Annotated in this window: 9 protein-coding genes; 5 read left to right on the top strand and 4 right to left on the bottom strand. The window is 45.2% G+C overall.

Translation table 11 applies throughout. The features are described from left to right. Positions 1–34: 34 nt before the first annotated feature. From FZF08_RS17710 to FZF08_RS17690, 5 genes are all read left to right on the top strand, one after another. Positions 35–1,519, top strand: coding sequence for an arabinose isomerase (locus FZF08_RS17710; RefSeq protein ID WP_159471178.1), 1,485 nt, complete (start codon positions 35–37; stop codon positions 1,517–1,519). Positions 1,520–1,566: 47 nt separating this feature from the next. Next, complete coding sequence (locus FZF08_RS17705) at positions 1,567–4,677, top strand: TonB-dependent receptor (protein WP_159471176.1); 3,111 nt, start codon at positions 1,567–1,569, stop codon at positions 4,675–4,677. A gap of 32 nt (positions 4,678–4,709) precedes the next feature. Continuing rightward, on the top strand, positions 4,710–6,179 hold the full coding sequence (locus FZF08_RS17700) for a RagB/SusD family nutrient uptake outer membrane protein (protein ID WP_159471174.1): 1,470 nt from the start codon (positions 4,710–4,712) through the stop codon (positions 6,177–6,179). A gap of 110 nt (positions 6,180–6,289) precedes the next feature. Beyond that, positions 6,290–9,073: an alpha-L-rhamnosidase gene (locus FZF08_RS17695; protein WP_159471173.1), complete on the top strand. Its 2,784-nt coding sequence runs from the start codon at positions 6,290–6,292 to the stop codon at positions 9,071–9,073. 134 nt (positions 9,074–9,207) lie between these two features. Then, entirely contained in the window at positions 9,208–9,684 is a 477-nt protein-coding gene (locus FZF08_RS17690) for a GntR family transcriptional regulator (RefSeq protein WP_159471172.1), read from the top strand. Between the two features lie 91 nt (positions 9,685–9,775). Here the strand turns inward: FZF08_RS17690 and FZF08_RS17685 are convergent, their stop codons facing one another. From FZF08_RS17685 to FZF08_RS17670, 4 genes are all read right to left on the bottom strand, one after another. Then, on the bottom strand, positions 9,776–10,789 hold the full coding sequence (locus FZF08_RS17685; RefSeq protein ID WP_159471171.1) for a C4-dicarboxylate ABC transporter: 1,014 nt from the start codon (positions 10,787–10,789) through the stop codon (positions 9,776–9,778). Positions 10,790–10,802: 13 nt separating this feature from the next. After that, entirely contained in the window at positions 10,803–11,978 is a 1,176-nt protein-coding gene (locus FZF08_RS17680; protein ID WP_159471170.1) for a porin, read from the bottom strand. 102 nt (positions 11,979–12,080) lie between these two features. Further along, positions 12,081–12,707, bottom strand: a complete 627-nt coding sequence (locus FZF08_RS17675) for a malonate decarboxylase holo-ACP synthase (RefSeq protein WP_159471169.1) — start codon at positions 12,705–12,707, stop codon at positions 12,081–12,083. Beyond that, positions 12,698–14,347: a biotin-independent malonate decarboxylase subunit beta gene (locus tag FZF08_RS17670; RefSeq protein ID WP_159471168.1), complete on the bottom strand. Its 1,650-nt coding sequence runs from the start codon at positions 14,345–14,347 to the stop codon at positions 12,698–12,700. The genes FZF08_RS17675 and FZF08_RS17670 overlap by 10 nt, the downstream gene beginning before the upstream one ends. Between the last annotated feature and the right edge of the window lie 3 nt (positions 14,348–14,350).

Here is a 14,350-nt window from a genome sequence, read left to right as displayed (position 1 = left end):
TTTGATACTCATTTGTTTTTTTTGATATTGTCCAATGCATTCCATACAGCAAAATTCCGTTAGCAAAGTTTTTTCACAGACGTCTGACGACGATAAACCTGTACTCAAAATTGGCCTTTTCGGTATTGGCCTGGATACCTATTGGCCGCAGTTTGAAGGCCTGAAACAGAGACTATCAGGCTACCTGCAAATCGTTGAACAAAGCTTGGAAAAACCCTACACCAGCGTCATAAATCTGGGTATAATAGACAATGCTCAACATGCCATAAAGGCTGGGCACCAGTTTCGTCAGGCCGATGTAGAAATAATATTTATTTACGCCACTACCTATGCTCTTTCGGCAACAGTATTGCCTGTTGTTCGCCGGCTTGGTGTGCCTGTCGTTATTTTGAATCTTTCTCCGGCACCAGCCATAGATTATGCCAGGATTAATAGTATGAATGACCGTACCCGTATGACTGGGGAGTGGCTGGCGTTTTGCGGATCGTGTCCGGTTCCGGAGATCATGAATGTGCTTAAAAGGTCTGGAATTGCTGCTTACCAGGTAACAGGAATGCTTCATGGTGATCCTATTGTATGGGAACAAATTGATGAATGGATTGAAGCTTCCAGGGTAGCCAACAGCATGTCATATAACAATTTGGGGCTGTTGGGTAATTACTATAACGGGATGCTGGACATTTACTCGGACCCAACTTTACAATTGATCACGTTTGGTGGCAATGTTACAATTCTGGAGGTAGATGAACTTTCAGCACTCAGGGAGGCTGTCGGAATGCTCGCCATCCAGGATAAGGTCAGCGAATTTTACGAGCGGTTCGATATTCAGGCTGACTGTTCAATCTATGAACTTGAACGCTCTGCAAGAACTTCTGTCGCCTTGGATCAGCTTGTCGACAGGCATGAGCTGGGTTCGCTGGCCTACTACCACAAAGGTACTGGCAATCCCTCTAATGAGGACACGATGAGCTCCATCATTCTGGGTACTTCACTGCTTACGGCCAGGGGTATCCCGGTTGCCGGAGAGTATGAAATCAAAAACGTACAGGCGATGAAAATCATGGACTGCTTCGGAGTGGGAGGATCCTTTACCGAATATTATGCTATGGATTACACGGACGATGTCGTACTCATGGGCCATGACGGACCAGGGCATATCCAGATCGCACAAGGCAAAACCAAGGTACGGCCACTCGAAGTTTATCACGGAAAGGTAGGGTCAGGCTTATCCGTGGAGATGTCTGTCCGAAATGGCCCCGTAACGATGCTGTCCGTTGTGGAAACCAATGCTGGAAAGCTGATGCTGCTTGTTGCCGAAGGCGAATCTGTGGAAGGGCCTATTCTGGAAATAGGGAATACCAACAGCCGGTATCGTTTTTCACCTGGTGCACGAGCATTTGTGGAACTATGGAATGGGCATGGACCGGCGCATCATTGCGCTGTTGGAATTGGGCACATCGGTTCCAGGCTAAAAAAGCTGGGAGAGATTCTGAAGATCGATGTCGTTCAGATATGCTGACAGGGGATGCTTTTAAATAAATTTTTCTAATCAATAATAGTTATACTATGAAACAAATCGACAAATCAAATGTGGCGCTATCCTGTCGCCAAAGGAGGCTGATGCTATTTTACAGGCTGCTGCTTGCCGGGTTTCTGGTCTTTGGGGCAGACAGACAGGTGGCTGCTCAGACACCAATCCGTGTCACTGGAAGGGTGCTGGCATCGGATAATGACGCTGGATTGCCAGGTGTTAATGTGTCTATTAAAGGAACGACAAGCGGTTCGATTACCGATGCCAACGGTAACTACGAGTTGAGCGTGCCCGATCAGAATGTAACACTGATATTTTCATTCATAGGTTATGTAAGCCAGGAATTGACTCTGAACAATAGAACTAATCTGACTGTGACCCTGATTCCGGATGTCAAGGCGCTAAACGAAGTCGTGGTGATTGCTTATGGGACCCAGAAAAAAGCTGATGTTACAGGTGCAGTAACCAGCATTAGTGCCAGTGAAATCAAAGACATTCCGGTGACGCAGTTTGCACAGAAACTTCAGGGTAAAACGCCAGGTGTTCAGATTTCACAGACAACCGGCGTTCCTGGGGGAGGTATGTCAATACGGATTCGTGGTGCTGCTTCGATCAGCGGAAGTAGTCAGCCGCTTTATGTAGTGGATGGCTTTCCGATTGTGGGCGATATCAGCAACATTAACCCTGATGAGATTGAAACATTTTCAATCCTGAAAGATGCATCAGCAACTGCCTTGTATGGGTCAAGAGCTTCCAATGGGGTAGTGCTGATTACAACAAAAAGAGCTCCAAACGGGCGGTCCACCATCAGCTTTAACGCAAGTTACGGAGTTCAGCAGGTGCCGCAGCGCGGCCGGCCGGATATGATGAACGCCCAGGAATTTGCTCAGTACGAGAATGAAGTTTTTCAGGAGAAAATTCGGCTTGGCCAGGCAACAAGCATTCCTGTTGAGTACCAAAATCCTGCTCAATATGCCGGAAAAGGGACTGATTGGTATGATTTGCTTTTAAGGGATGCGGCCATACAGAATTACAGTTTATCGTTGGCCAGCAGTAAAGAAAAGCTCAGCACCGCAGCTACCGTAGGATATATCAGCCAAAACGGCGTTCTGCTGAATTCCAACTACAAACGCTATTCGGTTCGTCTTAATTCGGATTATAAGGTCAACAGCAAAGTTACTGTTGGTGTAAATCTTGCGCCAAGCTTTGCTACCAACGAAGCCCCGAATACAGATGGAAATATTTTCGGAGGAGGTATTATCCAGAGTGCCATTGCCACTTCACCGCTGGCACCCGCAATAAACCCAGACGGGACAATTCCACTCACGGCCACATCACCCGGTCTGTTTCCTAATCCTAACTGGTACAATGTGGTCCAACAGGTCAAAAACAGCAACCGCACAGGCCGGATTTTAGCGAACGCTTACGGGACACTGGAAATCATAAAAGACCTGAATTTCAAGTCATCCATTAATATTGATTATACCAATCAGCAATTCAATAATTTCACGCCTTCAACCTCGGGCAGCCTGTTTTCTGCACCACCAATTCAGACAAGTGCTTCCCAGTTGAACAACGTTTTTTATTCCTGGCTGACCGAAAACACCCTGACCTACAAACGCGCTTTTGGAAACCATAATTTTGATGTACTGGCCGGATATACCGCCCAGAAATTTCGTCAGGATTTCAGCAATATCAGTGCCACAGGCTTTGCCAACGATAAAGTGCAGACCCTGAATGCGGGTACGCAGTTCTCCCCAAGTTTTGATTTGCAGGAATGGTCTCTGGTGTCATTCGTATCCAGACTGAACTATAATTACAAAGGGAAGTATCTTCTTTCTGCTTCATTCCGCCGTGATGGTTCCTCACGGTTCGCACCAAATACCAAGTATGGTAATTTTCCGGCGGTGTCTGTTGGCTGGAATGTGTCAGATGAATCTTTTATGACTAAAATTCCGGCTATTTCAACTTTGAAGCTTCGGGCTGGTTACGGCCTCAATGGTAATTTCAACATTGGTAATTATGGATATCTTGCGCGTACCGGTGCTACTAACTACCCCTTCAACGGTGTATTGTTCAATGGTACGACTATATCTAACATTGGTAATGATAATCTGAGCTGGGAAAAGTCTAATCAACTTGACGTCGGCCTTGACATCGGCCTTCTGAAAGGCAGAATTTTTCTGACCTACGATTATTTCCATAAAACTACCTCCGACATGCTGCTGAATGTGGGTGTACCGCGTCAGTCAGGATTTGCTACCATAACTGATAATGTAGGAAAATTCGAATTTCAGGGACATGAATTTGCTGTCAGCACGCAGAACCTGGTAGGGAGGCTTAAATGGTCCACAGATTTCAATATCACCTTTATCAAGAACAACGTCCTGAATCTGGGGCCTTATGATCCGGCTCTGCCAAGGGGTGATGCCAATGGCCCGAACATTATTCAGATTGGCAGCGCTATCGGGTCATTCTTTGGTTATAAATTTCTTGGGGTTTACAAAACGCAGGCTGACCTTGACGCTTCGCCCAAATACCTGGGTGGTGACGGGCCATCCACAGTGGGTACTGTGAAATATGCTGATATCAATGGGGATGGGGTTATTACGGTAGCTGACAAGACCATTATTGGAAATCCGAATCCCAAATTTATGTTCGGGATGACCAACAATCTTTCATATGGTAACTTTGATTTTAGTACGGTTATTGCCGGGCAATACGGTAATGATATTCAAAACCGGACTCTGGAATATATCCAGAACCTGGATGGCGTTTTTAATGTGACCAAAGATGTGGCCAGACGTTGGAAATCAGAACAGGACCCGGGCGACGGGATTCACCCAAGGGCCGTTGTTAGCACTCCGCTTGCACGGAATACCAATTCAAGGTGGGTAAGCAACGGCAGCTATCTGACCATCAAAAACATTACCCTGGGCTATACCATTCCCCTTACCAAAAATAACTATTTCAAAAGCATCCGGGCCTATGGAAGCGTGCAGCAGGCATTTGTATTTACCAGTTACAAAGGAGCTAACCCGGAAGTAAATGACAGTGGCACAAACGGACTGACGCAGGGTATAGACTATACTTCCTATCCGGTACCACGCACGATCAGTTTTGGTATCAACGTGAATTTGAAATAAGATTATTCTATCGACTCTAATATACTATAATTATGAAAATAAAATTGCTGATGGCCGGGCTGGTGCTTTTAGGGGCTAGTTCTTGTCAAAAAGGTTTTCTGGAGCTGACTCCGAAGACCAGTGTCACAGAAGCCGATTTTTTTCAATCTGAGGATGATTTTACAAAAGCTGTTACCGGCATTTACCGCCCTTTGCAGGGGCTTTACAATGATGCCTATGTGATGGGCGAGATGCGCTCGGATAATACCTATTATCTGTTCAACAGCAGCAACCGGGGTGGACAAATTACAGACAAGGAAAATATTAATACGTTTACGGATGTAGCGACCAATGGCTATATCTACAATAAGTATATCAATAACTATTCGGGAATTGCCAAAGCAAATGCTGTTTTGGTAAGGATCGACGCAGCCAATATCGGTGCCGATGTCAAAAGTAATCTGAAAGGCCAGGCAAAATTTCTTCGGGCGTTCTACTATCTGGATCTGGTGCAGTATTTTGGCGGCGTACCTCTGCAACTGAAAGAAGTGAGAACAGTTGCCGAAGCAAATTTACCGCGCTCGTCGGCTGCTGATGTATACAAACAAATTCTGGCCGATGCTACCGATGCATCGACCCTGCTTCCAAAAAACCAATCAATAAAAGGCCAGGTGACGCAGGGCTCAGCTAAAATGCTGCTGGGTTATTATTATATGATTCAAAAACAGTATGCCGAAGCTGAGAAGGTTCTTAAGGACGTGACGGCGCTGGGATACAGCCTTTTGCCTGATTATGCATCGATCTTCGATCCAGCCAATAAAAATAATGCTGAATCAATCTTTGAAGTGCAGTATCTGCAAGGTACTCAGGGTGTTCAAAGCAACTTCGCATATCAGTTTGCTCCAGGCGTTACCGACACCAAAAACATCACCGGACAAACAGGCAACAGCCAGAACCTGGGAGACTGGAATATTCCTACCAGTGACTTGCTTGCCGCTTACGAATCCGGTGATACGCGTAAAGCTGCTTCCGTAGCCGACAGTTACATTAATCCGGCTGGTGAGGTAGTGGCGCAGCCATTTGTGAAAAAATATCTTCATCCACACGCTCAGTTTAACAACACGAATGACAACTGGCCGGTTTACCGCTATGCCGATGCATTGCTACTGCTGGCTGAAAGCCTCAATGAGCAGAATAAATCGGCTGATGCCATTGTGCTGCTCAACCAGGTGCGTACGCGCGCAAAACTTTCTGCTACCACGGCAAATTCACAGGCCGACCTGCGGATAGCCATTGCAAAAGAGCGTCGGGTCGAACTGGCCTTTGAAAATCACCGTTGGCTGGACCTTGTGCGCACGGGTCAGGCAATCCCGGTTATGACGGCTTATGGGGCCAAACAAAAGGCTATTCGTCCCTATCTGACCGGTAATGTATACAATGTAACGCAGGACCGGCTTATATTTCCAATTCCTCAAAATGAGTTGTTGATCAATTTATCATTGGAACAAAATCCTGGTTACTAATTAAAAATGACGCGTGACTACGAATAGAGACTATTATGAAAGATTTGTTTTCATAGCAACGGTGCCTTTATTTGTTATGCTTTTATCTTGCCAAAATATTGAAAACTATAATGAGACTACCTCTGATTTTACTGTTGTTAAGCATATGGGCTACCTCTGTATCTGCACAGTTAAAAGTGCATCATCTGCGTTGCGAAGATGCTGAGAACCCTTTGGGCATCGAAACAGCCAAACCACAGCTGAGCTGGCAGCTTTTATCCAAGGAGCGCGGACAGCGGCAAACAGCATTCCGGATACTGGTTGCGGATTCACCCCAGCAACTGGATGCCGCAAAAGGCAACCTGTGGGATTCAGGAAAGCAATTGTCGGATGAATCCATTCAAATAGCTTTCTCAGGAGCCAATCTAAAACCAGGTAGAAAATATTACTGGAAGGTAATGGCCTGGGATAAAGCGGGCAAGCCCTCAGAGTGGAGCCAGCCGGCCTTTTGGCGAATGGGCTTGCCAGATAAAACAGACTGGGGCAACGCGCAATGGATCGGGATGGAAAAAATAGCTGAAACAGACCGCATTGTGCCCGGTATAGATTCATTTGATAAACTGATCGGCAAGCCGGCTCCGGCCAGCAACGTTTTACCGCAGTTTCGCAGGCAGGTTTTGGTTCGAAAAAAAATAAAAGCTGCCACTGCCTACATCTCCGGACTTGGCCAGTTTGAGTTTTTTCTAAACGGCAAAAAAGTGGGTGATCATGTATTGGACCCGGGTTGGACAGAGTATTCGAAAGTGGCTCAGTATGTAACTTTTGATCTCACCAGTCAGATCAGAAATGGTGAGAATGCTTTTGGCGTAATGTTGGGCAATGGTTTTTACAATATTCCCAATGAGCGGTATAAAAAACTGGTGGTCAGTTATGGTTATCCAATGTTTATTGCGAAAATTCTCTTGGAATATACAGACGGAAGTTTCGAAAATGTCGTCAGTGACCTGACATGGAAAGCTACCCAAAGCCCTATAACTTTCAGTAGTGTTTTTGGCGGAGAAGATTATAATGCAACATTGGAAAAATCCGGCTGGACGAGTTCCGGATTCAATGATCAGACATGGCAAACGCCGGTAGCGGTCCAGGGGCCACCTCGTTTGTCATCACAGTTGCAGGATCCAATTAAAATTCATGAGATTTTTACAGCTAAAATTCCTGTTAATCCTAAAAAAGGAATATGGGTTTATGACCTGGGACAGAATATATCAGGCTTTCCGCAACTGACCGTAAAGGGCAAGAGGGGAGCCAGCGTCAAAATTACTCCTGCCGAACTGCTCACCAGCGATAAGTTAGCAAACCAGCAGGCTGTTGGATCCCCTGTTTTTTTTACGTACACACTGCGTGGAACGGCCCCAAATGGCCAGCAGTCTGAGACGTGGCATCCCCAGTTTACTTATTACGGATTTCGTTATATTCAGATTGAGGGAGCAGTTCCAGTGGACGAGCCTAATCCGGAAGGATTGCCAGTAATTGAAGATGTAAAAGGATTGCATACCCGCGCTTCCGCTCCTCAGGCAGGTTCATTTTCCAGTTCAAGTGTGCTGTTTAATGAAATCGACACACTCATTGACTGGAGTATCCGAAGCAATATGGCGAGTATACTTACAGATTGCCCCCACAGGGAAAAGCTCGGTTGGCTCGAGGTGGCTCATCTGATGGGAAGTTCAATGCACTACAAATATGATGTGTCCCGATACTTTGCTAAAATCGTTCAGGATATGCAGCAGTCGCAGACCGCAGAGGGATTAATTCCAAGTGTAGCGCCTGAATATCCCCGTTTCCCCGGAGCTTTCCGCGATTCTCCCGAATGGGGCAGTGCCAGCGTGATCCTGCCCTGGTATTTATACAAATGGTATGGCAATAAACAGCTGCTGACTGAAAGTTATCCGATGATGAGAGCATATATTTCTTACCTGGAAAGTAAAAGTAAGGACGGAATTCTGATGCATGGCCTGGGGGACTGGTATGACCTTGGTCCAAAAGATCCGGGTAGCCCACAGCTTACGCCAGCAGGTGTTACTGCAACTGCGGTATATTACTATGATTTATCAATCATGGCACAAACGGCTAAATTACTTGGTAAGTCCGGTGAAGCTGAAAATTATGAGCGGATTGCGCAAATCGTCAAACAGGCTTTCAATAAGAAATTCTTTAACGAAAAAGTTAAGAATTATGCTACAAACAGCCAGACCGCTAATGCTATGGCTCTTTACATGGGACTTGTTGAACCGAAGGACCAGCAGGCCGTTACCCAAAGTCTGATAACAGGCATAAGGGCACGTAACAACAGTCTCAGTGCCGGTGATGTAGGTTTTCGCTACCTGTTGCTTGCACTGCAACAGGCGGGTGCCAGCGAAGTTATCTATGATATGAATAGCAGAACTGACGTCCCGGGTTATGGTTATCAGTTAAAAAAAGGAGCGACTGCATTGACAGAGTCCTGGCAGGCCAACACCAATGCCTCAAACAATCACATGATGCTGGGGCATTTGATGGAGTGGTTTTACAGCGGATTGTCCGGCATTCAGGATGCGCCTTCGTCTGTTGCGAGCAAAGAAGTTATCATTCATCCTGAGCTGGTTGGAGACATTACTTCTGTGGATACACATTATGATTCTCCTTATGGAAGAATTAGCGTGCAATGTGAGATAAAGGATAATATGACAGAAATGAATGTCGAAATCCCTGTTAATAGTTCAGCGGTAATATACATTCCCTCACCGGATCCATCAAAAGTGACAGAGGGAGACAAACCTGTTTCAGGTCAGCAGGGCATTGTGTTTGTAGAGCAGAAGGACGGAAAGTCTATTTTTAAAATCGGTTCGGGCAGTTACAGATTTAAAGCAAAAAAATAGGAAGGCGGCCTTTTCAGGCATTAGGTATATACAGTTTCCGGGTGACTTCATAATTAAATGAAAACACCCGGAAGCCTTTGCGTAGCAATAGATTTGGCATTTTATGAAAGACGATCAGGTTAAATATGATTGAAATGAAGAACGAAGAAAAAACCAGCTTTTTGCATAATTTCCGATGGATACAAAACATAACTGTGGTAAAAAGATCACCCGTACCCGTGTATAAACAGATTGCGAATTTTATTTTAATAGGAATAGCGCAGCAAATGATTTTTAAAGGGGATGCTCTCCCTTCAATTAATCAGTTAAGTGCGTATTTGAATGTTTCCAGGGCAACCATAGAACAGGGTTATAATTCTTTAAAAGTGATGGGCTATATTGACGCTACACGTGGAAAGGGATTTTTTGTATCCTCCAGATGGCAGTTATCAGATCAAGAGGCAGCTCCTGATGGTCATGATCTTTCTGAGCTATATGGTTCCATTTATGATTTACCAAAAAATCAATTGCTCTTACTTCAAAAGTTCGTAAATAATCTATGCGACGAAAATGTAACCGAAGATCCAAAATTGAACAAAAATAGTGTGCTGTACCGCTGGACAATGGCTTGAACTAAGGGGCAAGGCGACGGCCAGAATCGGATATTGATTCAGCTTAAATACGACCAATAATAGAATTAACTTAAAAATGATGAAATCCAAGTTATGGTCTTAACAGCTTTCCATTTATCTGTAATCTGAGCGTCAGTAAAAACGTACTTAGAATGAGTACCGAAGCCGCCGCGAGCATAAATCCGGCCAGGCCTTTAACTATCAAATCCTGGCTTAATATTGCATAACGAAGTGAAGCATTTGTCAAAGCACCTGTCGAAAAGCAGGCTCCCCACCAGGAAATCATAAATGGAAGGCCTTTGGTGAAAACGATGAAGAATAAAACAATGAAGATGAAAAAACCAAAGTAGAAAAGCGCTGATCCGAAAAGATCAACGTGCTTAACCTGGCTTACATAACTTAGAAATCCGACTGTGAAAGGTGCTGACATCAATAGTAATGTTGGTTTTAAAAAAATCCGGATCGGTTCTCTGTGCACCAGCCGGTAGGCTATGATCACAAAAAATACCATTACGTATACGATTCCCAGTGAAAACAGGATGGTGCCTGTCTCATTTTCAATAATCCCCAGCTTCATGCCCACGCCGGCTGTCACAGCGTTCAAAACTGTAAGACCCGGGATCAGGGTGGGTGGTACAGCGTCCAGGACATTTAATTCTCCCTTGAATAATCTGTAAGTCAGTACAAACATAAAAATGCTTCCGCCCGTCGTGCCTGATATCCAGGTAATGCGGGCGAGATCCAAAGAAAATGGAATCGCAATCGAGGACAAAAGAACAGCCGAGATAAAAAAAGTCCCCAGGAAATTGGCAGAAACAGGGTGGGTAAGTTCTGCTTTGACCGAGTCTGGAAACCGGAATATCTTGGCAAGATATAGTATGGTCAGGAAAATAAATAAGATCCAGGCCAGCACACCGATGCTTTGAGCTGCGATGGGTGGTAAGCCGAAAAGTACGGATGATTGCTTGAAAGCAATAGATAATCCGGCTATTGCAACTGTCGAGCCGAATAGGGCGACCGGGAAAAATTCCAGAGAATCTTTTATGGTCGCTGTTTGTGTATTTTCTTTTTGAATGTTCATAGTCTGGTCGGGAAACAAGTCCATAAATTTTTGATTGTTAAAACCGGATTTGCAGCTGCGTTATAAAGCGGGAGGAATTGTACTGGGTTGTGTTTTCAATGTTGTGGTTATAGCGTTCGATGACCGCACCGATCTGAATCCGGACTGCATATTGCTCGGTCACATCCAGGCCTAACATGGGCACATAAGCCCGGTGCAGATTACCATTTTGTTTAAAGTTAGGGTCTAATGTTTCGTATTTAAAAGATGCTTCTAATCCCTTGATCTCTTTGCTGTTCAGGTGGTACTGGATACTGGGAAGAATATAAAGTCCACGCATCATATAGTCTCCGACCGTTTTTCCGGCAATTGCCTCGTTCAGGAAAAGTGCCTGATTATTTCCCTGTTTGAATTCGGATTCAATTTCCATCCGCCAGCGCTTGTTCAGTTGTTTTTCATAATTAATATCGAGTCCCCAGGCTGAGATTTTATTGCCTTCATCTTTTCCAAAACCACCGTTTAGACCCAGTTGAAAATCAGGCGTGAAGTCAAATTCGAGCCGGGCAGGAATCTGTTTACCGTTGTCATTATCGGTGAAATTGTTTCGCCGGTTACCATTGTAAATGCCTGCAAAATACTTTACCAGAATGTTGAAGGCCTTAATGTCACCCGACAGACTAATCCCCATCTGATAATTCATCCATCCGTTTTCGTCGAAGGCGGTATACTGATTGGAATAGTCGAAAGATTTTAAAAAATCGGTGGCCACATCATCTTCTCTTCCAAAATAAGGCCTGAAAACACCAGCACGAAAATTCAGGTATGGGTTAAAATGATAGGTTGTGTAGGCATATTCAAGTACACGGCTTTGCGGGGAATTTGCAAAATCAGCAAAGTTCACCCGCACATACACGTCCATTTTTTTTGTAAGATCTCCTGACAAAACAATACGCGCCTGCGGAATGGTAAATGCATTAGCGGTGTACTGATCAGAACCGGAACTATGCTGGCGGGCATCTATACCAACATTTTTGTTAAAAGACGCCGTGTAACGTGTCCTGATCGTACCTGATACTTTTAATTTTTTCAAAATATCAACGGCTGGCTTTTCAATAGAATTCCTGGAAACTGCTGTTTGCGCGTAAAGGATTGGCCCGGCTAAAACCAGTATGGTCAGCAGGATAAACCGGTCTTTTACATTTTTCTTAAAGCACTTTTTGCAAGGCGAAGGCATGGTAATTAAAGTTTAACTGCCTGATAAGCAACTGACCACGCTGAGTTATTAAAAAGATTCTCAGTCCTGTATTTTCAACTGCGTCAAATCTGCATTTTTCTGTCAAATCCATAATTCAGATATTTTTGACAGTAGCGGGCCACTTTTGGTCTTGACAAGAACTGTTTCTGCTCCCACAAATTCTGCCAGCGAAACGCCTCCTACAGGCGTAAGTAATTGAACATCCAGCTGCACCGTTGCAAGCTTCCGGAGTTTTTTAAGTAAAGCCTGCGCGTCCTTCTGGCTGAGCGGATTTGGAACTTGAATGACAAGATCAAGATCACTGCTGTCTTTCAGGGTTTTAACTCCACTGGCAAGTTCAAAAGCGGTACTACCGGTTGGTCCCCAGTTCAGTGCAGTTTTTTCAAAAACAGAAATGAGTTGCTTTAAAGAATAGACTGCTTCGGGCGGGTTTTTGTCATAATTAACCTTCCAGCAATCCGGATTTGTCAGTCTGTAAGGCGTGATCACTTCGGTTACGTTTTCAGCCTGAACCCAAGCCGCAATGCGCTGTCCTCTTTGGGAGCCGCGGATACCAACCGGAATAAGTCCGTTTTTAGTATCTGCCCGTCTGACAACCACGTAAGGTGCCAGCTTTAATGATTTAATAGCCCAATCAGGCAGCGGAGTATCGGTTTGAAGATCCTCCGCTGCTTTTATTTTGAGCAGATCGTGCGCGCTTAGTTCCACTGTTTTGCCAGTTTTTCACGGACCTTGATAGAGCTTACTCTTCCTTTTGAAACCGCTGGTTCGGTTTGAAGGCGGCGCGAAAGCGTGCGGTCACCTGCATTGACAGCTTCAATCAGTTTAAGTGATACTTCCTTCACATTTTCTGGTGTAGGATCATCTGCATTTACTCCGTCAATCAAAAGATCGAGTGCACCCAGACTGTAATAATTATGGATATCATAAGCCATCGCAGGCACCTTCCGCGTTGCTTCTTCGAGTTCTGCAATGCTGCGTTTGGTAATGCGCGCAGCTGATTGTTTTGACATGGCCTGTACATTGATAGCCTTGTCATTGAGCGCTATCAGACGGCTGGATTGCAGTCCGTGCGCCAGAAATGCACCCGAAATTGCGTTTCCCACGATGATTCCCGTCACGCTGTGACCTGCCAAACGGGCACTCGCATAAGCATCTGCACTGGCAGCACAGGCGTAGTGGATGCCGGCAAGTTCCTCGTTATATCCATAGGCCTGACTCGGCACGTCAATGACCGCCACAATATTTCTTTTGATCTCTTTACCAGCATCTTCCTCAATAGCCTGGCGGATATATTTGGCAAGTACCCATCCCTCCTGAAGCCCGACTTCTCCGTGCGCTGCTCTTGGGAAACGGTTGGATGCATTAGGTACCACTGCGATAAAGCGGGTAGGCTGGTCAAAAAATGAAATGTCTGCAACAAGTACACTTGGGAAATCGCTTACAGAATCTGCATTTTGGGTAAACTGTTTAAACCAGGTTCTGCCGCGGCTGGGTGTTTTTGCGTCTGCAATGGCAGGTGTTTCTTTTATCTGCGTTTCAAGAAGTTTGATAATATCCTGTTTGCTGTTTCTTTTGGAAGGATCAAGCTGATTGACCAGAGATAAAAAGCGCCCGATCTGCTGGGTGCGAGGAACTGCTTTCTTTTTATCAACCGCTTTGAGAATGGCTTTCTTGAATTCGTCAATATCATCTTTTACAAGCTGGTCAACGAGCCCGGTTTCAAAACGTGCGTTACCACCAATCGTATCCCAGATCAGTCTTCTGTCACGGGAATTAAATTCCTGCACACCCGCTTCCTGTTCGATTACTTCCGGGCCGTTCAGGCCAAATCTTGCCACATTGGTCATGATCAGCTCTGAGCAAAGAGCAGCCGTGATGGACATGCCTCCGAAGCTGCCGACATTACCCGGAATCAAACCGATTACAGGCACATATTCACGCAGGGCCACGATGGCTGACTGGATTTCCGAAATGATCAAAAGACCGTAATTGGCCTCCTGAAGTCTGACGCCGCCCGTATCGAAAATGATGACAGGAATCACTTTTTTGCCGTTTTTATTGTCTTTAAGTGCCAGTTCTAAAGACGCTGAAATCTTCGTTCCGCATACTTCACCGATACCGCCGCCCTGAAAGGCGCCTTCAATTGAGAGTATCACGGCGGACTGCCCACCGATAGTACCTTTTGCGATGATCATTCCGTCATCACTTTCAGGAACGATGCCCTGAGGTGCCAAATGGGGGGACTCCATGCCGTCAAAAGGTCCTAAAAGCTCGGTAAAACTTCCTTTATCCAAAAGAGCAAGAGCGCGTTCACGGCCCTTTAACTCAACAAAACTGTTCTGCATGAT

This window comes from Dyadobacter sp. 3J3 (assembly GCF_009801115.1).
In the GTDB taxonomy this organism is placed as follows: Bacteria; Bacteroidota; Bacteroidia; order Cytophagales; family Spirosomataceae; genus Dyadobacter.
This window is presented reverse-complemented; position numbering and strand designations above follow the sequence as displayed.